The sequence below is a fragment of the Achromobacter sp. FW305-C-30-7 genome (assembly GCF_058783105.1).
Genome location: NZ_JBYSYI010000018.1, coordinates 1 through 19,646, shown reverse-complemented (window position 1 = coordinate 19,646; position 19,646 = coordinate 1). Strand labels below are relative to the sequence as shown.

The 19,646-nt window shown below is 67.3% G+C and carries 16 protein-coding genes; 5 read left to right on the top strand and 11 right to left on the bottom strand.

Features of this window, described 5'->3' with window-relative positions:
• Window positions 1-73 precede the first annotated feature (73 nt).
• On the top strand, window positions 74-847 hold the full coding sequence (locus tag AC3WOB_RS31115; protein WP_492277192.1) for an SDR family oxidoreductase: 774 nt from the start codon (window positions 74-76) through the stop codon (window positions 845-847).
• A 10-nt stretch (window positions 848-857) separates the two neighbouring features.
• A complete protein-coding gene (locus tag AC3WOB_RS31110; protein WP_013391312.1) occupies window positions 858-1,127 on the top strand; it encodes a hypothetical protein in 270 nt (89 codons plus the stop codon).
• A 56-nt stretch (window positions 1,128-1,183) separates the two neighbouring features.
• Here the strand turns inward: AC3WOB_RS31110 and AC3WOB_RS31105 are convergent, their stop codons facing one another.
• The 7 genes from AC3WOB_RS31105 to AC3WOB_RS31075 all read right to left on the bottom strand — a co-directional run bounded on the left by AC3WOB_RS31105 (window position 1,184) and on the right by AC3WOB_RS31075 (window position 12,762).
• Window positions 1,184-2,707, bottom strand: a complete 1,524-nt coding sequence (locus tag AC3WOB_RS31105) for an efflux transporter outer membrane subunit (protein WP_492277191.1) — start codon at window positions 2,705-2,707, stop codon at window positions 1,184-1,186.
• The gene (locus AC3WOB_RS31100; RefSeq protein ID WP_492277190.1) at window positions 2,704-5,817 is read right to left on the bottom strand and encodes a multidrug efflux RND transporter permease subunit; all 3,114 of its coding nucleotides are present in this window, start codon (window positions 5,815-5,817) and stop codon (window positions 2,704-2,706) included. The genes AC3WOB_RS31105 and AC3WOB_RS31100 overlap by 4 nt, the downstream gene beginning before the upstream one ends.
• Window positions 5,814-8,912, bottom strand: a complete 3,099-nt coding sequence (locus AC3WOB_RS31095) for an MdtB/MuxB family multidrug efflux RND transporter permease subunit (protein WP_492277189.1) — start codon at window positions 8,910-8,912, stop codon at window positions 5,814-5,816. Before AC3WOB_RS31095 ends, AC3WOB_RS31100 begins: the two co-directional genes overlap by 4 nt.
• Window positions 8,913-8,925: 13 nt before the next feature.
• Window positions 8,926-10,197, bottom strand: a complete 1,272-nt coding sequence (locus tag AC3WOB_RS31090; protein WP_013391308.1) for an MdtA/MuxA family multidrug efflux RND transporter periplasmic adaptor subunit — start codon at window positions 10,195-10,197, stop codon at window positions 8,926-8,928.
• Window positions 10,198-10,439: 242 nt separating this feature from the next.
• Window positions 10,440-11,192, bottom strand: coding sequence for a cell division protein ZapD (zapD, locus tag AC3WOB_RS31085; protein WP_013391307.1), 753 nt, complete (start codon window positions 11,190-11,192; stop codon window positions 10,440-10,442).
• A gap of 60 nt (window positions 11,193-11,252) precedes the next feature.
• Window positions 11,253-11,882: a dephospho-CoA kinase gene (gene coaE, locus AC3WOB_RS31080; RefSeq protein ID WP_013391306.1), complete on the bottom strand. Its 630-nt coding sequence runs from the start codon at window positions 11,880-11,882 to the stop codon at window positions 11,253-11,255.
• A 31-nt stretch (window positions 11,883-11,913) separates the two neighbouring features.
• Window positions 11,914-12,762 carry a prepilin peptidase gene (locus AC3WOB_RS31075; RefSeq protein ID WP_041652146.1) on the bottom strand — a complete coding sequence of 283 codons (849 nt, stop codon included), beginning with the start codon at window positions 12,760-12,762 and terminating at the stop codon, window positions 11,914-11,916.
• A 203-nt stretch (window positions 12,763-12,965) separates the two neighbouring features.
• Between AC3WOB_RS31075 and AC3WOB_RS31070 the strand changes: the two genes are divergently transcribed.
• Window positions 12,966-13,745, top strand: coding sequence for a copper resistance protein NlpE N-terminal domain-containing protein (locus tag AC3WOB_RS31070; protein WP_013391304.1), 780 nt, complete (start codon window positions 12,966-12,968; stop codon window positions 13,743-13,745).
• A 93-nt stretch (window positions 13,746-13,838) separates the two neighbouring features.
• On the opposite strand, the gene AC3WOB_RS31065 is transcribed toward AC3WOB_RS31070, so the two are convergent.
• The 4 genes from AC3WOB_RS31065 to AC3WOB_RS31050 form a co-directional block, all read right to left on the bottom strand.
• Complete coding sequence (locus AC3WOB_RS31065; RefSeq protein WP_492277188.1) at window positions 13,839-14,267, bottom strand: response regulator transcription factor; 429 nt, start codon at window positions 14,265-14,267, stop codon at window positions 13,839-13,841.
• 116 nt (window positions 14,268-14,383) lie between these two features.
• A complete protein-coding gene (gene panC, locus AC3WOB_RS31060) occupies window positions 14,384-15,238 on the bottom strand; it encodes a pantoate--beta-alanine ligase (RefSeq protein ID WP_013391302.1) in 855 nt (284 codons plus the stop codon).
• A gap of 36 nt (window positions 15,239-15,274) precedes the next feature.
• Window positions 15,275-16,165 (bottom strand): segregation and condensation protein A, encoded by an 891-nt coding sequence (locus AC3WOB_RS31055; protein ID WP_013391301.1) that lies wholly within the window; start codon window positions 16,163-16,165, stop codon window positions 15,275-15,277.
• Window positions 16,166-16,181: 16 nt separating this feature from the next.
• Complete coding sequence (locus AC3WOB_RS31050) at window positions 16,182-16,370, bottom strand: DUF3460 family protein (protein ID WP_013391300.1); 189 nt, start codon at window positions 16,368-16,370, stop codon at window positions 16,182-16,184.
• 98 nt (window positions 16,371-16,468) lie between these two features.
• Here AC3WOB_RS31050 and AC3WOB_RS31045 point away from each other — a divergent pair, with 98 nt between their 5' ends.
• Together AC3WOB_RS31045 and glpK are read left to right on the top strand one after the other, a co-directional pair.
• On the top strand, window positions 16,469-17,923 hold the full coding sequence (locus AC3WOB_RS31045) for a DHA2 family efflux MFS transporter permease subunit (protein ID WP_041652145.1): 1,455 nt from the start codon (window positions 16,469-16,471) through the stop codon (window positions 17,921-17,923).
• Window positions 17,910-19,436, top strand: a complete 1,527-nt coding sequence (glpK, locus tag AC3WOB_RS31040; protein ID WP_492277187.1) for a glycerol kinase GlpK — start codon at window positions 17,910-17,912, stop codon at window positions 19,434-19,436. The genes AC3WOB_RS31045 and glpK overlap by 14 nt, the downstream gene beginning before the upstream one ends.
• Window positions 19,437-19,646 lie beyond the last annotated feature (210 nt).

The following is a 19,646-nucleotide window of genomic DNA, read 5'->3' as shown; positions in this document are numbered from 1 at the left end:
TGTGCGGATTTCTTGGAATATATCATCGTCTGCACAAGGGCTCGCATCCGGCAGCCCGAGAGCGGAGAGGACCATGGCAGACCACGGAATCAAAGGCAAAACCGTCATCATCGCGGGCGGCGCGAAAAACCTGGGCGGCTTGATCGCGCGGGATCTGGCGCAACAAGGCGCGCGGGCGGTGGCGGTGCACTACAACAGCGCGGGCACCAAGGCCGACGCGGACGCGACGGTCGCCGCCGTCCAGGCCGCCGGCGCGCAGGCCGTCGCTTTGCAGGCCGACCTGAGCTCGGCCAGCGCAATGGAAAAGCTGTTCGCCGACGCAGTGGCCGCGGTAGGCCGGCCGGACATTGCGATCAATACCGTCGGCAAGGTGCTCAAGAAGCCCTTCACCGAAATCACGGAGGCGGAATACGACGAGATGACCGCGGTGAACTCGAAGTCCGCCTTCTTCTTCCTGAAGGAAGCCGGCCGCCACGTCAACGACAACGGCAAGATCTGCACGCTGGTGACCTCGCTGCTGGGCGCCTACACGCCCTTCTACGCGGCCTATGCCGGCACCAAGGCGCCGGTGGAGCACTACACCCGCGCCGCCTCCAAGGAATTCGGCGCGCGCGGCATTTCGGTGACGGCGGTAGGCCCCGGCCCGATGGACACGCCGTTCTTCTATCCGGCCGAGGGCGCCGACGCCGTGGCGTACCATAAGACCGCGGCCGCCTTGTCGCCGTTCTCGAAAACCGGGCTGACCGATATCGAGGACGTGGTGCCCTTCATCCGCTTCCTGGTGTCGGACGGCTGGTGGATCACCGGACAGACGGTCCTGATCAACGGCGGCTACACCACCAAATAGGAGCGGCGCCATGCACGTACTGTTGACCATCGTCGGAGGCCTGCTGCTGCTGGCCGTGTTTGCGCTGTTCGGCAAGCAATGGGGCGGCGACGCGGCCGGCTCGATTGCCGCCGCCAAATGGTTCCTGCCCGCGTGGCTGCTGATGTCGGTCGTCAACATGTGGGTCGGCGTCACGCGCGCCGGCTACACGGTGCGCGAGGAGCTGCCCATCCTGCTGCTGGTGTTCGCGGTGCCGGCGGCGGCGGCCTGGCTGGTCGTCGCCTTCATGCCGCGCGGCTGAGACGCCGCTGGCGTTGACCACGCCAGTGTGCCCTCACGCATCCGCGCGGCGGGACATCAGGGCTGCGCGGGCGTTGCTGCCGCAGGCGCGGCCTGATTGTCCGCGCGCGCCTGCGCCCCGGCGGGAGGCAAGCCCTCCCAGCCGCCGCCCAGCGCCACGATCAGATTGACGCTGGCCGCAAAGCGGTTGCCCAGCAAGCTCAGCGCATTGCGTTCGCTGTTGAGCGCGGTGGCGTCCACCACCGCCACGCTCAGGTAGTCGACCAGCCCCGCCTTGTACTGATTCTGGGTCAGGCGCAGCGATTCGCGCGCCGATTCCAGCGCGCGGCGTTGCACTACCTGTTCGTTTTCCATGACGCGCAGCTGGATCAGATAATCCTCGACCTCGCGCAGTCCGGTCAAGGCCGCCTGACGGTAAGCGGCCGCCTGCGCGTCGTAGGACGCGCGGGCCTGTTCCACTTGCGCTTCGCGCGCGCCGCCGTCGAATATGGTCAGCGCCAGCGCCGGTCCCAGCGACCAGAAGCGCGCCGGCGCCGTCAGCAGTTCCGCGAACTGGCCGTTGCGGAAACCGCCGTCGGCCGACAGCGTCAGGCTGGGGAACCACGCGGCCTGCGCCACCCCGATCTGCGCATTGGCGGCGGCGGCGCGGCGTTCGGCGGCCGCGACATCGGGTCGGCGCTCCAGCAGTTCGGAGGGCAGGCCCACCGGGATCTGCGGCAGTTGCAGCGCGAACACCGTGGGCGGCAAGCTGAACTGCGACGGCGCCTGGCCCATCAGGACGGCAATGGCGTGTTCGAGCTGGCCGCGTTGCCAATCCAGGTCGATGGACTGCGCGCGCGTGCTTTCCACCTGCGTGCGCGCCACGGCCACGTCGGCCTGCCCGGCCACGCCCACGGCGTAGCGGTTCTGCGTCAGCTGCAAGGATTTTTCGTAGGCCGCCACGGTGGCGTCCAGCAGGCGCTTCTGCTCGTCCAGCACCCGCAATTGCAGGTAAGCCTGCACCAGCGCGGCCTGCGCGCTCAGGCGCGTGGCGCCCAGGTCGGCCAGGCTGGCCGCGGCGCTGGCTTCCGAGGATTCCACGCTACGCCGCACGCGGCCCCACAGGTCCACTTCCCAGCTGACGTTGCCGGTCAGCGAATACTGGTTCGAGACATTGCTGCCGGACGAGGACGTGGAGCCGTTCTGCCCGCCGCCGCTGCCCGAGCGCGTCATACCCGCGCCCGCGCCCACTGTCGGGAAGAAGCCGGCGCGCGCGCCGCGCACCAGGCCCAGCGCCTGCCGGTAGTTGGCCTCGGCCTGGGCCACGGTCTGGTTCGAGGCATTCAGGCGTTCGACCAGGCCGTTCAGGGTCGCGTCGTCATAGACCTGCCACCATGCGCCGCGCTCGGCCTGGTCCAGCGGCCGGGCCGGCTTCCAGCCTTCGACTTCGCCCTGGCCTTCCTTGTAGGCCGTGCCCACGTCCAGCGCCGGACGCTGGTAATCGGGGCCGACCGCGCAAGCGCCCAGCAGCGCGCACAGCGCGGCCACGGCGATGCTGCGGGGAAGGAACAGGTTAGGGACAGGCTTGGCGATGCGCATCATGTAGGTTCTATGGAAGCGGAGGACCCGCCCTTGGGCCCGCGCCTGCGCGCGGCCCAGAGGCGGAAGCGGTCCAGGTAAAGATAGACCACGGGCGTGGTGTACAGCGTGAGGATCTGGCTCAGGACCAGGCCGCCGACTATGGTAATGCCCAGCGGCTGGCGCATCTCGACCCCGGCGCCGGTGGCCAGCACCAGCGGCAGCGCACCGAAGATGGCGGCCATGGTCGTCATCATGATGGGGCGAAAACGCGTCAGGCAAGCCTGGAAGATGGCGTCGCGCGGACTCATGCCCTGGGTGCGTTCGGCGTCCAGCGCAAAGTCCACCATCATGATGGCGTTCTTCTTGACGATGCCGATCAGCAGGAACACCCCGATCAGCGCGATCAGCGTGAAGTCGTAGCGCACCAGCAGCAGCGCCAGCAGCGCGCCCAGTCCGGCCGACGGCAGAGTCGACAGAATGGTCAGCGGATGTACGAAGCTTTCGTACAGGATGCCCAGCACGATGTACATGGTGACCAGCGCGGCCAGGATCAACCAGGGTTGCTGCGCCAGCGTCTGCTGCAGGGCCGCAGCCGTGCCCTGGAAGCCGGCCTGGATCTGGTCCGATGGCAGGCCGATGCGCGCCACTGCCGCATCGATGGCGCTGGTGGCCTGGCCCAGCGACACGCCCGGCGCCAGGCTGAACGAGATGGTATCGGCCACGAACAGCCCCTGGTGCTGCACGCTGAGGGGCGCGTTGGCATTTTCCAGGCGGGTGAAAGCCGACAGCGGCACGCGCGCGCCGGCCGCGGTGATGACCTCGACCTGCCGCAGCGATTCTATGTCCTGTGCGAACTTCGGGTCCACGCCCAGCACCACGTGGTACTGGTTCAGCGGCCCGTACATCACCGACACCTGGCGCTGGCTAAAGGAGTTGTTCAGCACCGTGGAGATCGTGGACATGCTCACGCCCAGGCGGGTCGCGGCCTCGCGATCGATCACCAGGTTGATCTGGCGGCCCTTGTCCTCGACATCGGTATCCACATCGGTGATCTCGGGAATCTGCGCCATGGCCTGCTGCACCTTGGGCATCCAGGTACGCAGCAATTGCAGGTCGCCCGCCATCAGCGTGTAGTCGTAGGAGCCCTGACTCTGGCGGCCGCCGATGCGGATGTCCTGCTGCGACACCAGGAACATGCGCGCGCCCGGCATGTTCTGCAGCTTGCCGCGCAGCCGGTTGATGACCACGTCCGCCGAGACCTGGCGCTCTTCCAGGGGCTTCAACTGGATCTGCATGAAGCTGCTGTTGCTGCCGCCCCGTCCGCCGGCATAGCCCGTCATGCTCTGCACCGCCGGATCCGCCAACACCACCTTGCGCAGCGCTTCCAGCTTGGGCAGCGTGGCCTGGAACGAGGTGCCCTGGTCCACCCGGAAAAATCCCAGCAGCTGGCCCGTGTCCTGCTGCGGGAAGAAGCCCTTGGGCACCACGGTGTACAGGTAAACGTTCAGGCCCACCGCGACCGCCAGGATCAGCATCATCAGGCGGCTGTGCGTCAGCGCCCAGCGCAGGCTGCGGCGGTAGCCGTCCAGCATGGATTCAAAGCCACGCTCGGACCAGCGCGCCAGCCGTCCGGGCGGCTTCTCTTCCGGCGCTTCCTGGCGCAACAGGCGCGCGCACATCATCGGCGTCAAGGTCAGCGACACCACCAGCGACACTATGATGGCGGCCGACAGCGTCACCGCGAACTCGCGGAACAGCCGCCCGACCACGCCGCCCATCAGCAGGATGGGGATGAACACCGCCACCAGCGACAGGCTCATCGACAGCACCGTGAAGCCCACTTCGCGCGAACCGCGCAGCGCCGCGCGCATCGGCGACATGCCCCGCTCCACGTGGCGCATGATGTTTTCGAGCACCACGATGGCGTCGTCCACCACGAAACCGGTGGCCACGATCAGCGCCATCAGCGAAATGGTGTTCAGCGTGAAGCCGCTGAGGTACATGACGCAGAAGGTGCCGATCAGCGACACCGGCACCGCCACGCTAGGGATGATGGCCGCGCGCCAGCGCCGCAGGAACAGCAGCACCACCAGCACCACCAGGCCCACGGCGATGATCAGCGTCAGCTCGGCTTCGTGCAGCGACGCGCGGATGCTGGGCGTGCGGTCCTGCGCCACCGTCATATGGGCGTCCGCCGGCATCAGGGCCTGCAGGATGGGCAACTGCGCGCGCACCGCGTCCACCGCTTCGATGATGTTGGCGTCGGCCTGGCGCCGCACGATCATCAGGATGGCCTTGCGGTCATTGTAGAAGCCGGTCTGGTAAAGGTCCTCGACCGAATCCTCGACCCGGGCCACGTCGGACACGCGCACCGGCGCGCCGTCCTTCCAAGCCACGATCAGCGGCCGGTATTGCTCGGCGCGGCTGAGCTGGTCGCTGGCCATGATCTGCCAGTGGTAGCGGTCATTCTCCAGCACGCCCTTGGGACGGTTGGCGTTGGCATTGGCCAGCGTGGCGCGCAGCTGGTCCAGCGACACGCCGCGGTTGGCCAGCGCGCCCGGCAGCACGGTGACGCGCACCGCCGGCAGCGAACTGCCGCCCACTGTCACTTCGCCCACGCCGTCCACCTGCGACAGCTTCTGCGCCACGATGGTCGACGCGATGTCGTAGAGCTGGCCCTGGCTGAGCGTGTCGGACGTCAGCGCCAGCGTCATGATGGGCGCGTCGGAAGGATTGGACTTGTGGTACGTGGGATTGCTGCGCAGGCTGGTCGGCAAGAGCGAGCGCGCCGCGTTGATGGCAGCCTGCACGTCGCGGGCCGCGCCGTTGATGTCGCGCGACAGATCGAATTGCAGCGTGATGCGGGTGGAACCCTGCGAGCTGCTGGAAGTCATCTCGGTGACGCCGGCGATGCTGCCCAGCGAACGTTCCAGCGGCGTGGCCACGCTGGACGCCATGGTTTCGGGACTGGCGCCCGGCAGGCTGGCTGAGACCGAAATGGTGGGGATGTCCACCTGCGGCAGCGGCGCCACGGGCAAGAGGAAGAACGACAGCATGCCTGCCAGCACAACCGCCAGGCTCAGCAGCGTGGTCGCTACCGGCCGGACGATGAAAGGTGCCGACAGGATCATGACGCATCCCCCGCCGGGGCCTGCTCCACGCCGCGCCAGCGACGCGACATGCGGTCGAACATCAGGTAGATGACGGGCGTGGTGAACAGCGTCAGCACCTGCGACAGCAGCAGCCCGCCCACCATCACAAGGCCCAGCGGCTGACGCAGTTCCGCGCCCGTGCCGGTCGACAGCATCAGCGGCAGCGCGCCGAACAGCGCGGCCAGCGTGGTCATCAAGATGGGCCGGAAGCGCAGCAGCGCCGCCTCATGGATGGCCGCGCGCGGGCTCAGGCCGCGCTTGCGCTCCGCGTCCAGCGCGAAGTCGATCATCATGATGGCGTTCTTCTTGACGATGCCGATCAGCAGGATGATGCCGATGATGCCTATCATGTCCAGTTCAGTGCCGCTGATCAGCAAGGCCAGCAGCGCCCCCACACCGGCCGAGGGCAAGGTCGACAGGATGGTGATGGGATGGATATAGCTCTCGTACAGCACCCCCAAGACGATGTACATCGTCACCACCGCGGCCAGGATCAGCCACAGCGTGCTGGACAGCGAATTCTGGAACGCCAGCGCCGCGCCCTGGAAGCGCGTCTCGACGCCGGTGGGCAGGCCGATCTCGGCCTCGGCCGCGATGATGTCCTCCACCGCGCCGGACAGCGAGGCGCCCGGCGCCAGGTTGAAGGACACCGTCACCATGGGGAACTGGTCCAGCCGGTTCACGGCCAGCACGGTCTTGCCCTCGCTGATATGCGCCACCGACGACAGCGGCACCTGCGCGCCGGTCGAAGTGGGTACATGGATCTGCCCCAGCGAGGCTGGCGTCACCTGGAACTGCGGCTCGACCTCCAGCACCACGCGGTACTGGTTGGATTGGGTGAAGATGGTGGAAATCAGCCGCTGGCCGAAGGCGTTATACAAAGCCTCGTCGATCACCGCCGCCGTGATGCCCAGCCGCGACGCGGCGTCGCGGTCGATCTCGACCCAGGTCTGCAGGCCGTCGTCCTGCAGGTCGTCGGTCACGTCCTTCAGGCCGGGCACCTGCCGCAAACGGTTCACCAGCTTGGGCGTCCATTCGCTCAGGACTTTCAGGTCGGGATTGGACAAGGTCATCTGGTACTGCGTGCGGCTCACGCGGTCTTCGATGGTCAGGTCCTGCACCGGCTGCATGTAGACCGTCAGGCCGTCCTGCTTGGCCAGGGCCTGCTCCAGCCGCGCCATCACCGTGCGCAGGTCGCCGTTGCGCTCGGATTGCGGCTTGAGCGCGATCTGCATGCGGCCGGCGCTCAAGGTGGCGTTGCTGCCGTCCACGCCGATGAAGGACGACACCGCCTGCACGTCGGGGTCCTCCAGCACCAGGCGCGCGGCCGTGCGCTGGCGCTCGGACATGGCCGGGAAGGAGATCGATTGCGGCGCCTGGGTGATGGCCTGGATCAGGCCGGTGTCCTGCTGCGGGAAGAAACCTTTGGGAATCACCAGGTAAAGCAGCACGGTCAGCGCGAAAGTCGCCAGCGCCACGATCAGCGTCAGCGGCTGGTGGCGCAGCACCACCTGCAGCCAGCGGTCGTAGCCGGCGATGACGCGGTCGATGAAGGCGCCCGTGACCTGATGGAAGCGGCCATGCTTCTGCTCGGACTCGGCGCGCAGGAGGCGCGCGCACATCATGGGCGTCAAGGTCAGCGATACCACCAGCGATATCAGGATGGATACCGCCAACGTGATGGCGAACTCGCGGAACAGCCGCCCCACCACTTCGGTCATGAAGAGCAGCGGGATCAGCACCGCAATCAGCGAAAAGGTCAGCGAGATCAGCGTGAAGCCGATCTGCGAAGCGCCCTTGAGCGCGGCCTGCAGCGGCGTTTCGCCTTCCTCGATGTGGCGGGCGATGTTCTCGATCATGACGATGGCGTCGTCCACCACGAAACCGGTGGCAATCGTCAGCGCCATCAGGGTCAGGTTATTGATGGAGAAGCCGGCCAGATACATGATGCCGAAGGTGCCCACCAGCGACAGCGGCACCACCACGCTGGGAATCAGCGTGGCCGTCAGGCTGCGCAGGAACACGAAGGTCACCATGACCACCAGGGCCACGGCCAGCATCATCTCGAACTGCACGTCGGCGACCGAATCGCGGATGGTCTGGGTGCGGTCGGACACCACGCTCACGTCCAGGGTCGCGGGCAAGGCGGCGCGCAACTGCGGCAGCAGCGCCTGGATCCGGTTGACCACGTCGATCACGTTGGCGCCCGGCTGGCGCTGGATGTTGAGCAGGATGGCGGGCTTGTCGCCGGCCCAGGCCGCCTGGCGCGTGTCCTCGGCGCCTTCGACCGCGCGCGCCACGTCGGACAGGCGCAGCGGCGCGTTGTTCTTGTACGCGATGATCAGGTCGTTGTAATCGGTGGGCGTCTTGAGCTGATCGTTGGCGTTGATGGTGGTGGAGCGCTGCGGCCCGTCCAGGTTGCCCTTGGGCTGGTTGACGTTGGCGCCGACGATGGCCGTGCGCAGGTCCGACATCGCCAAGCCGTTGGCCGCCAGCGCCTGCGGATTGACCTGCACCCGCACCGCCGGGCGCTGCCCGCCCGCCACGCTGACCAGGCCCACGCCGGGAATCTGCGACAGCTTCTGCGCCACCCGCGTATCCACCAGGTCGCGCACCTGCGGCAGCGGCATGGTGGGCGAGGTGATGGCCAGCGTCAACACCGCCGCGTCCGCCGGGTTCACCTTGTTGTAGGTTGGCGGCACCGGCAGGTCGCTGGGCAGCAGGTTGGAGGCCGCGTTGATCGCCGCCTGCACCTGCTGTTCGGCCACGTCCAGCGGCAGGGTCAGGTTGAACTGCAGCGTGATGACCGACGCGCCGCCCGAACTGGTGGACGACATCTGGTTCAGGCCGGGCATCTGCCCGAACTGCCGCTCCAAGGGCGAGGTGACCAGCGAGGTCATCACGTCGGGGCTGGCGCCGGGATACAGCGTCACCACCTGGATCGTCGGATAGTCCACTTCCGGCAGCGCCGAAACGGGCAGCAGCCGGTAGGCGATGAAACCGGCGATCAGGATGGCAACCATCGACAGCGTGGTGGCCACCGGACGCAGGATGAACAGGCGCGACGGGCTCACGATGTTTCCCGGCTTATTTCGACGGCGGCGTGGTGCCGGCCGGGGCGCCCGCGCCCAGGTTCTTGTCGCGGGCGGCGGGGATCACGTCCGAACCGCCAGCCACTTCCACCTTGGCGCCCGCCCGCAGGCGGTCGGTGCCTTCGACCACCACCCGGTCGCCGGGCTGCAGGCCTTCGTTGACGGCCACCATGCCATTGTTGACCGCGCCCAGCTTCAGCTGGCGCACCTGCACGGTATTGTCCGGCTGCACCAGGAACACGAAGGCGCCGGCCGAACCTTGCTGAATGGCGGCGGTGGGGATCGCGGTCACGTCCTTGCGCGTGAGCACGTGCAGGCGCACGTTGACGAACTGGTTGGGGAAGAGCGCGTCGTCGGCGTTTTCGAAGCGCGCCTTCAGCTTCAAGGTACCGGTGGTCACGTCGATCTGGTTGTCCATGGTTTCCAGCTGGCCGGTGGCGATGCGCCGGGTGTCGGCGCGGTCGTAGGCGTCCACGGCCAGCGTCTTGCCGGCCGCGATCTCGGCGCGCACCTCGGGCAGTTGGGTCTCGGGCAGCGTGAAGACCACGGAAATCGGCTGGGTCTGGGTGATCACCACCAGGCCATTGGTGTCAGAGCTGGACACCAGATTGCCGCGGTCCACCTGGCGCAGGCCCAGGCGGCCGCTGATCGGCGCCGTGATCCGCGCGTAGTCCAGTTGCAGGCGGGCGTTGTCCACATTGGCCTGGTCGCTCTTGACCGTGCCTTCGTACTGGCGCACCAGTGCGGCCTGCGTATCGACTTGCTGCTTGGCGATCGAGTCCTGCTTGTACAGGGCCTGATAGCGCTGCAGGTCGCGCCGCGCGTTCTCCAGCTGCGCCAGATTCTGCATCTGCGTGCCGCGCGCCTGGTCCAGCGCCACCTGGAACGCCCGCGGGTCCACCTGCGCCAGCAGGTCGCCGGCCTTCACGCGCTGACCTTCCTGGAACGCCACTTCCACCAGTTCGCCGCTGACGCGGCTGCGCACGGTAACGGTGTTGTAGGCGGTGACCGTCCCCAGCGACTTCAGGTAGATGTCGATGTCCTGCTTGGTGGCCGTGGCAATGCGCACCGGCACTGCCGGCGTCATCATGGCGCCCGCCGGTGGCCTGCCGCCACGCGCTCCCGGCCCGCCTGCCCCGCCCGGCTTGGCCGCGGGCCGCAACACCAGCCAGGCGACGCCCGCCGCAACTAGCAATACCAACGCCAGCCCAAGCAGGCGGCGGCGGGTCCAACGGGTGGGCGGAGATACGGGACGGCTATCAGGCATGGAACAGTTCCGGCACGGGCGGAGAAAGCCGTATTGTGTACCAGACCGTCCCGGTTTCCAGCGCCGCGCTCCTTAGTTGAAACTGGGAGCAACAGGAATATGGGCGGAACGGAGGCGGGGCGCCTTACCCCTGGCGCTTGGCGGACCCAGTTCCGCGCTGGCGCTGCCTGACCGGTTAGGGGCAGGGTTGCGCGCGTTGAGCGACGATGTGCTTACGCGGGGACGCTCGCGCTACACCCTTCCTACGAACTGCAAAGGGTCATCTGGAAGGGCACGTCGCGGGCGACCTGCTGCGGCTTGAATTCCCCGTCCTGGGTCGAAAAACGTATCCAGATCATGTACTTATTGGCACTAATCTCGGGGAATACGCCCTGGGACGGGTCCAACCAGACCCGCAGCAGCTGGAACTGCTTGCCGCCCAGCATCTGCTGGTAAGCGCCCTGCTCGCCCACGACGTCGGACTTGCGGCCGGATTCGCGCAGCAGGCGCAGGGCCAGGGTCAGGCCGTCATACAAAGGGATGAAGGGCGCGACCCAGGCCTGCAGGTCGGCGCAGCGGGCGGCCTCGGATTTGTTCTGCCAGGCGAAGTACGACGGCATGTCGACCTGCGTGGCGCTACCCGGCACGGACAAGCGTCCGCGCAGGCTGGTCAGCCATTCGTTTTCGCGCAGGGACTGGCCGGTCTTGCCGGGCGCGGCCAGCGCCGTGGTCACCTTTTCCATTTCGCGCAGCATGGCTTCGAGCGCGTCCTGCGCCACGCCGGGGTGATCGCGCAGCCCGACCAGCGCCATGCGCTGGCGCTCCAGGTCTTGCAGGACCGCGCCCTTCACGTCGGTGCGTTCGCAGGCGTCGAGCAGGTCGAACAGGGAGGTGACGGCAACCTGATGCAGGCGCGAGTCCCCCTCGCGGGCAAAGAAGAACAACCTGTCGAACAGGTATTCCAGCCGCAGATAAGCGCGGATGCGCTCATTGAAGGGGTATTCGTAAACAATCACGCTTCTTTACAGGCCCATCTGTGTCTGGCCGGCTGGCCAATGTTATTCAGGGGTGCCAGCCTAGCCTGGGGCTTGCCGGCCCGTCGTGCTCGCCAGCGCAAGCCAGCGGTCATGCAGGGTCTTCGCCTGCGCGCGCAATTGATCCGGCGTCGTGCCGCCGTCATTGACGATGACGTCATCGGCGACTTCCAGACGGCTTGCCCGCGCAGCCTGTGCCGCCATGATACGCCGGATGGCTGGCTCCGTCAGCCCGCTGCGCTGCCGTACCCGCGCCACCTGCGTGTCGGGGTCGCAGTCCACCACGCAGATGCGGTCCAGGCGCGAGCGCCAGCGCGGCAGCGACTCCACCAGCAGCGGCACCACGAAGACCAGATAGACGCCGCGCGCGGCATCGGCCTGGCGCTCGGTCTCGTGGCCGATGACGGGATGCAGCACGGCCTCCAGCCGCAAGCGCACCTGCGGATCCGAGAACGCCTGGTCGCGCATCCAGGCGCGGTCCAGCGCGCCGTCCGGCGTCAGCGCGCGCGGGCCGAACTCGCGTTCGATCGCGGGCATGGCTGCGCCGCCCGCGGCGGTAAGCGTACGCGCGATCTCGTCGGTATCGACCAGCGTGGCGCCCCATTCCGCGAGCATGTCCGCGACCCGGGACTTGCCCGACCCGATGCCGCCCGTCAGACCTATTTTCAACATACCGCCCATCCCATGCAGGGCACAAACCGCCCTATTGCAAAAACTGCCCCAACCCAAGTTCGCCGCCCACCAGCAGCGTCACCACGCCCGCCAGCGCAAGATAGGGGCCGAACGGCAGGGGCTGTCCGCGGCCGGCGCGGCCGCTCAAGGTCAACGCGCCGCCGATCAGCACGCCCAGCAGCGACGCGCTCAGCAGCAGCGTCGGCAAGGCTTCCACGCCGAACCATGCGCCCAGGGCCGCAAGCAGCTTGAAGTCGCCGTAGCCCATGCCCTCGCGCCCCGTCAGCAGGCGGAATACATGAAAGATAACCCACAGAAAGACGTAGCCCGCCACCGCCCCGACTACCGCCATCTGCAGGCTCGCAAAGGCGTCGAACAGATTGACCAGCAACCCGGCCCAGAGCAACGGTTGGGTCAGCGCGTCGGGCAGCAGCGTCGATTCAAAATCGATCCAGGCCAGCGCCACCAGCGCGGCCGACAAGCCCATCGCGGACAGGGCGAGCGGCGTGGCGCCGAAACGCCAGGCGCAAGCGGCGAACAGCGCACAGGTCAGCAATTCGATGGCCGGGTAGCGCCAGCCTATGGCCGCGCCGCAGGCGCCGCAGCGGCCCCGCAGCAGCAGCCAGCCCAGCAGCGGCAGCCGCCGCCAACCAGCCACCGGGGTATCGCAAGCGCGGCAGTGCGAGGCCGGCGACCACAGGCCATAACGGCTCGCGGCAGGCGGCTTGCCCGCAGCCTCCTGACAGTGCGCCTGCCATTCCTGTTCCATCATGCGCGGCAGCCGGTGCGTCAGCACCGTCAGCCAGTTGCCGACGAACAGGCCGGCCAATGCCGCCAGGCCGATGAAGACGCCCAGAGGCAGATCGAAGACATGCCGCATCGCCGTCATCCGCCCGCGCGACGCACACCCGCAGCGGCGCCGCACCAGAAGCGGGCGTCAGTGCGCGTGGCAGGCCGGCAGCGGCCGTGTCGTAAATAGTGCATAAAGTGTTGACGATGCCCAAGAGCGGCTAAGGGGAACGTATCGAATCTTCGCATAAGTGCGTAAAATCGGAGACAGACTCAACATACGGATAAGCTGCCATGACCGCGCGCGTAGAAATCGGTACCCGCTCCCGCAAACTCAGCGTCATGGGGCTGCTGCTCGCAGGCACCGCATTGGGCGCGGCCGGCTGCGCCCAACAGAAGACCGAAGGCTATTACGACCCCCCGGCTGAAAGCACCGTGACCGACGCGCAGTACCAGGGATCGGGCGCGGGTTACCGCAGCATCATCCGCGCGCCGTCGCAAGTGCAGATCGCGCTCAAGCCGGACGCCCCCCGCAAGAACCAGAATCAGGCCGCCCAGGCTGCCGCCGGCGGCCAGACCACCGAAGACGGCCAGGCTGTTCCGGCCGACACCGAGCACACCACCACGGCATCAGCCGCGAGCGCGCCCGTCGCAGCCAGCCCCGCCGCGCCCAACGCGGCCGTGCAAAGCCTGGTGCCGCAACCGCAAACCTATATGGGCACCTTGCCGTGCTTCTCGCCCGCCATGCAGTGCACGGCGCAACGCGTGACGCTGACGCTGGCGCCTAACGGCCGCTGGCGCGGTCGCGTGGCCTATCTGGAAAATGACCCCAAGAAAGGCCCGCCAGTCACCGAGCAAGGCTGCTGGGACGCCACCGAAGAGCGCCCGCCGCGCGTCATCCTGATGGACGGCAAGGGCAACGGCCGCGCGGAATTCGTGGTTGCAGCCAACAACGTGCTGCGCGTGCGTTCCATCGATGGCCAGACGCCCAACCTGAACTACAACCTGACTCGTCAGCCGGATCTGGATCCGATCGACGAATTGGCCAAGGCCGCAGCGCCCAAGTGCCCTTGAAACCCGCCGGCGGCCATTGAACGCGCCGCCGTGCAAGCATCCCAAACCCCGGGCCCGACGAATATTGCGTTCGTCGGGCCCGGTGCTTTTGGGCTAGTCCGTATCGCGCCCCGGATCCGCGCCGGGATCGCTAAAGGATGAGGATGAGGATGACGCGGAGCTTGCCAGACATCGGCCGTATTCCGGCCCCGGCGCCTCATGCAGCACATAGCTTGGACTGGCGCTGCCCGCCAAAGGCATGGGAATCAGCGCATGTTCGCGGTCCGTGTCCGCCGCGCCCGGCACGGGCGACGCGCCGGAGCGTCCGTGCTCGCACAGCCGGCAGGCCAATTGCATGGCGTTGCGGACTTGCAGCTTGGTGAAAATGCGGGAGCGGTGGGCTTCCACCGTACGCAGCGAAATGCCCAGGTCTATGGCGATGACCTTGTTGGGACGGCCGGCGGCCACGTAGGTGACGATCTGCCGTTCACGGGGCGTGAGCGAGGAAAGGACGGCTTCCAGGTCGGGACGGGGAGCTTGCATGGGGCGGCTCGCTTGCAATGTAGGATTGCGTCGAGTCTGATCCGCCGCCCGCCACGACGTAAGCTGGCAGTTCTTTCAGGGGTGGACACGAACGCCACCCCCAAAACCTTGCCGTCTCAGGCCGTATAGGCCAGTTCCAGATTGTCGATCAGGCGGGTCGCGCCCAGCTTGGCGGCCGCCAGGGCCACCAGCGGTTCGCCGGCCTGCAGGTCGGCGGCTTCGGGGCGCTTGAGGTCGCGCTGGCGGCGCAAGGCCACGTAGTCCACCTGCCAGCCGCGCCGCGTCAGGGTCTCGGTGGCTTCACGCTCCAGGGCGGCGGCATCGCGTTCGCCCTGGGCCAGGCGCTGGCCGGCCCGCTGCAACGCGGCGTACAGCGCGGGCGCTTCGGCGCGGTCGGCTTCGCTCAGATAGCGGTTGCGCGAGGACAGCGCCAGGCCGTCCTCGGCACGCACGGTCTCGTGCGCCAGCACATCCACCGGCAGCTGGAACTGGCGACACATGTTGCGCACCACCATCAGTTGCTGATAGTCCTTCTTGCCGAACACCGCCACGCGCGGCTGCACGCAGGAAAACAGCTTCAGCACCACGGTGCTGACGCCTTCGAAGAAGCCGGGGCGGAACTCCCCTTCCAGGATGTCGCCCAGGTCGTCGGGCGGCTGCACGCGGAAGCTCTGCGGCTCGGGATACATCTCGCGCTCATTCGGCGCGAACAGCACATAGACGTCGCGCTCGCGCTCGAGCTTCTCGATGTCGGCGGCGAGCGTGCGGGGATATTGGTCGAAATCCTCGTTGGGGCCGAATTGCAGGCGGTTCACGAAGATGCTGGCCACCACCGGGTCGCCATGCTGGCGCGCCAGCTTCATCAGGGACAGGTGGCCTTCGTGCAGGTTGCCCATGGTGGGCACGAACGACACGCGGTTCTGGCCGCGCAGGTGATCACGCAGTTCCTGGATGGTATGTACGACTTTCAAGGGGTCTCTCCGGGGTTGGGGGCAGCCCGGTCAGGATCAGGCCGCGACCGCCGCCACGCTGGTGTAGGCCAGGCGCACGTAGATGGGAGCATAGGGCTCGGCCTGCGTAATTTCCAGCAGGGATTCGCGGGCCAGTTCCAGCATGGCGATGAAATGCACGACCACCACCGCCGCCGGCGCGCCTTCGCGCACGCGCTCCATGAACAGATCGCCGAATTCCATGAAGCGCACGTCGTTCAGGCGCCGCAGGATGTGCGTCATGTGATCGCGCACGGACAGCTGTTCGCGCGTGATGTGGTGATGCTGGTTCAGCTTGGCCCGCTTCATGATGTCGGCCCAGGCCGCGCGCAGATCGTCCACGCTGACCTCGGGCAACATGCGTTCCACGCTCAGGTCGGCCACCGCCTGGCTGCTGACGAAGTCGCGGCCCAGCTGCGGCATCGCGTCCAGCTTCTTGGCGGCCAGCTTCATCTGCTCGTATTCGAGCAGGCGGCGCACCAGTTCGGCGCGCGGATCTTCCGCCTCTTCGCCGGTGTCGCTCTTCTTGACCGGCAGCAGCATGCGCGACTTGATCTCGATGAGCATCGCCGCCATCAGCAGGTACTCGGCGGCCAGCTCCAGGTTGTGGATGCGGATCTGGTCCACATACGACAGGTACTGCCGCGTAACATCCGCCATGGGGATGTCCAGCACATTGAAGTTCTGCTTGCGGATCAGGTAGAGCAGCAGGTCCAGCGGCCCTTCAAACGCTTCCAGGAACACTTCCAGCGCATCCGGCGGGATGTACAGGTCCGTGGGCATCTGGAACAGCGGCTCGCCATACAGGCGCGCGAACGCCACGCTGTCGATGGTGTCAGGGGTGCTGTCGACGGGCGGTTCCACTAGCGCGGCCAGGGCGTCGCCCGGGACGGAAGCGTGTTGGGCCATGATTGCCGCAATGGGCTCAGTCGGCCTGGTAGACGTACGGCCTTTGCGGCACGCGGGCCGCGCGGAAGCCTTCCAGCAGTTCCGAATCCTGCGGTTTGTCCCAAAGACGGGCGCGGCCCTCGCGCTGGCGCTCTTCGGTGCCAGGGTGCGATTGCTTGAAGTCTTTCAGGAAAAGGGTGATCTCGGATTCGTAGTTGGTCGCCATGGCACCAATTTCAATGGGTTTCGGATGTAGGGAGTTTACTTCACGGCGGTCACCCCCCCGGCGTTACAATCTCGCGGCACCCATCGCCTCCTCCCGCCATGTCCGCAGAATCCGCAGCAGCAGCCCGTCCCGCTCCTCTTTCCAGTGAGCAAGCAGCGCGCGCGGCGCGCATGATTCCCTTCATTGTGGGCTGTGCGCTGTTCATGCAGATGCTGGACGCCACCGTGGTGGCCACCGCCCTGCCGGCCATGGCCCGCGCCCTGGGATCCACCCCCGTGCGGCTGAACGTGGCCATTACGTCCTATCTGCTTTCGGTGGCGGTTTTCGTACCCGTCAGCGGCTGGGCGGCCGACCGCTACGGGGCACGGCGGGTGTTCGTGGCGGCGATCGGCCTGTTCACGCTCAGCTCCGTGGCCTGTGCGCTGTCCCAGGATCTGCCGCAGCTGGTCCTGGCCCGCATCGTCCAGGGGATGGCGGGCGCGATGATGGTGCCGGTGGGACGGATCATCCTGCTGCGCACCGTGCCCAAGCAGGACTTGCTGAAGGCCATGTCCTTCCTTTCCATTCCGGCCCTGCTGGGCCCGGTGATCGGACCGCCGCTGGGCGGCTTCATGGTCACCTATATGTCCTGGCACTGGATCTTCCTGATCAATATCCCCATCGGGATCCTGGGCATTTTCCTGGTGCTGCGCTACGTCGCGGAGATCCGCGAGGAATCCGCCCCGCGCCTGGATTGGCCGGGCTTCCTGCTCAGCGCGATCTGCCTGGCCACCCTGGTCAGCGGCTTCGAGGCCATCGGCCGCGACGTCATGCCGCTGTCCATGCTGCTGGGGCTGATCGCCGTGGGTACGGTCTGCGGCCTGCTCTACGGCTGGCATGCCAAGCGTACGGAGCATCCCATCATCGACCTGTCCTTGATGCGGATCCCCACCTTCGCCATTTCCACGCTGGGCGGCAACCTATGCCGCTTCGCCGTGGGCGCAACGCCCTTCCTGCTGGCCATGCTGCTGCAGGTCGGCTTCGGCCTCACGCCGTTCGCGGCCGGCCTGATCACCTTCGCCAGCGCGGCGGGCGCGCTGCTGATGAAGTTCGTGGCCACCCCCATCGTGAAGCACTTCGGCTTTCGCCGGGTGCTGACCGTGAACGCCGTGCTGGCGGGCGCGTTCATCGTGATCTGCGGCGCCTTCACGCCCACCACGCCGGTGTGGCTGATGATCGCCATCCTGCTGGTCGGCGGCTTTTTCCGTTCGCTGCAATTCACCGGGGTAAATACGCTAACCTATGCCGACATCCCCCCGTCCAAGATGAGCCGCGCCAGCAGTTTCGCCGCCATGGCGCAACAGCTCGGCATCAGCCTGGGCGTGGGCGTGGCCGCGGTGACGCTGAACATCAGCATGTCCTTGCGCGGCGCGGAAACGCTGGCGATCCGCGACGTCGTCGCGGGCTTCATCGTCGTCGGCGTGCTGTGCATGGCCTCGACCTTCTCCTTTAGACGCCTCGAACCTCTGGCCGGGGCACACCTGAACGGCGCCAAACAAAGTGACGACGAATGAATTTGTCCTAGCCCTGGACCAGGGCACGACCAGCTCCCGCGCAATCGTGTTCGACCGCGAAGGCGTGGTGCGCGGCGTAGGCCAGCGCGAATTCCGCCAGCACTATCCGCGGCCGGGCTGGGTCGAACACGACGCCAGCGAGATCTGGCACAGCCAGCTGGACGTGGCCCGCGAGGCTCTGCGCAACGCCGGCGCGACCGCCGCCGATATCGCCGCCATCGGCATCACCAACCAGCGCGAGACCACCCTGATCTGGGAACGCGCCACGGGCCGCCCGCTGGCCCGCGCCATCGTCTGGCAGGACCGCCGAACAGCGCCAATGTGCGACCAGCTGCGCCAGGACGGCCACGCCGATTTCCTGCAATCGCGCACCGGCCTGGTGCTGGACGCCTATTTCTCCGGCACCAAGCTCGCCTGGCTGCTGGACCACGTACCCGGGGCGCGCCAGATGGCCGAACGCGGCGAGCTGGCCTTCGGCACCGTGGACACCTGGCTGATCTGGCAACTGACCGGCGGCGCGGTGCATAGCACCGACCCCAGCAATGCGTCGCGCACCATGCTGTTCGACCTGCACACGCAGGACTGGAACGACGAGATCCTGGCGCTGCTCAAGATCCCGCGCAGCGTGCTGCCGGCAATCGCGCCCAGCAGCGCGGTGGTGGGCGAGGCCCTGCCCGAATGGCTGGGCGGCTCCATCCCCATCGCTGGCGACGCCGGCGACCAGCAGGCCGCCACCTTCGGCCAGGCCTGCTTCACGCCGGGCATGGCCAAGAACACCTACGGCACCGGCTGCTTCATGCTGATGAACGTGGGCGACAAGCCGGTGCAATCCCGCAACCACCTGCTGTCCACGGTAGGCTGGGGCCTGCCGCAGGCCGGCAATGGCGGCTGGCGCCCGACCTACATGCTGGAAGGCGGCGTGTTCGTGGCCGGCGCCGCGGTGCAATGGCTGCGCGACGGGCTGGGCATCATCCAGCGCTCTGAAGAAATCGAATCCCTGGCCGCCAGCGTGGCCGACACCGACGACGTCTTCATGGTGCCGGCCTTCGCCGGCCTGGGCGCGCCGCACTGGGACCCTTATGCGCGCGGCACCCTGGTGGGCCTGACCCGCGGCACCACCCGCGCCCACATCGCCCGCGCCACGCTGGAATCCATCGCGCTGCAAAGCGCGGAACTGCTGACCTGCATGAACGGCGACAGCGGCATCGCGCTGACCGAGCTGCGCGTGGACGGCGGCGCGGCCCGCAACGACTTGCTAATGCAGATGCAGGCGGACCTGCTGGGCGTCCCGGTGGTGCGTCCGCGCGTGTCCGAATCGACTGCGCTGGGGGCTGCGGGCTTGGCGGGACTGGCGGTGGGGTTCTGGTCGGGACTGGATGAGTTTGCCTCGAAGTGGCAGGCGGAACGGACGTTCGAGCCAACTTGGCCGGAGTCTGTACGGGCTGCGCGGATGAAGCGGTGGAGGCAGGCTGTGGAGTTGTCCAAGGGCTGGTCGGACAGTGCTGGGAAGTAGGCGGGATTTTTAGCTTCCTGGCTGTGTGGCTGCCTGGTGTTGAGTTCCGTGGGGCTTCGTTGGTGGGGCTTCGGACTTCGATGGTCCCAGCTCTTTCGTAGGCCGCCCGTCGGCGCGGGCGTCTGAGTGGCGGGCGCCCACGATTGCGGTCCGGAGCCTTCGCTCCGGACTGCCCCGTCGTCATCTTCGTCCAGGCCTTCGGCCTTCCCT

Coding starts and splice junctions, on each gene's coding strand:
- AC3WOB_RS31115 (WP_492277192.1), top strand. CDS start 74: ATGGCAGACCACGGAATCAAAGGCAAAACCGTCATCATCGCGGGCGGC.
- AC3WOB_RS31110 (WP_013391312.1), top strand. CDS start 858: ATGCACGTACTGTTGACCATCGTCGGAGGCCTGCTGCTGCTGGCCGTG.
- AC3WOB_RS31105 (WP_492277191.1), bottom strand. CDS start 2,707: ATGATGCGCATCGCCAAGCCTGTCCCTAACCTGTTCCTTCCCCGCAGC.
- AC3WOB_RS31100 (WP_492277190.1), bottom strand. CDS start 5,817: ATGATCCTGTCGGCACCTTTCATCGTCCGGCCGGTAGCGACCACGCTG.
- AC3WOB_RS31090 (WP_013391308.1), bottom strand. CDS start 10,197: ATGCCTGATAGCCGTCCCGTATCTCCGCCCACCCGTTGGACCCGCCGC.
- coaE (WP_013391306.1), bottom strand. CDS start 11,882: ATGTTGAAAATAGGTCTGACGGGCGGCATCGGGTCGGGCAAGTCCCGG.
- AC3WOB_RS31075 (WP_041652146.1), bottom strand. CDS start 12,762: ATGCGGCATGTCTTCGATCTGCCTCTGGGCGTCTTCATCGGCCTGGCG.
- AC3WOB_RS31070 (WP_013391304.1), top strand. CDS start 12,966: ATGACCGCGCGCGTAGAAATCGGTACCCGCTCCCGCAAACTCAGCGTC.
- AC3WOB_RS31065 (WP_492277188.1), bottom strand. CDS start 14,267: ATGCAAGCTCCCCGTCCCGACCTGGAAGCCGTCCTTTCCTCGCTCACG.
- AC3WOB_RS31055 (WP_013391301.1), bottom strand. CDS start 16,165: ATGGCCCAACACGCTTCCGTCCCGGGCGACGCCCTGGCCGCGCTAGTG.
- AC3WOB_RS31050 (WP_013391300.1), bottom strand. CDS start 16,370: ATGGCGACCAACTACGAATCCGAGATCACCCTTTTCCTGAAAGACTTC.
- AC3WOB_RS31045 (WP_041652145.1), top strand. CDS start 16,469: ATGTCCGCAGAATCCGCAGCAGCAGCCCGTCCCGCTCCTCTTTCCAGT.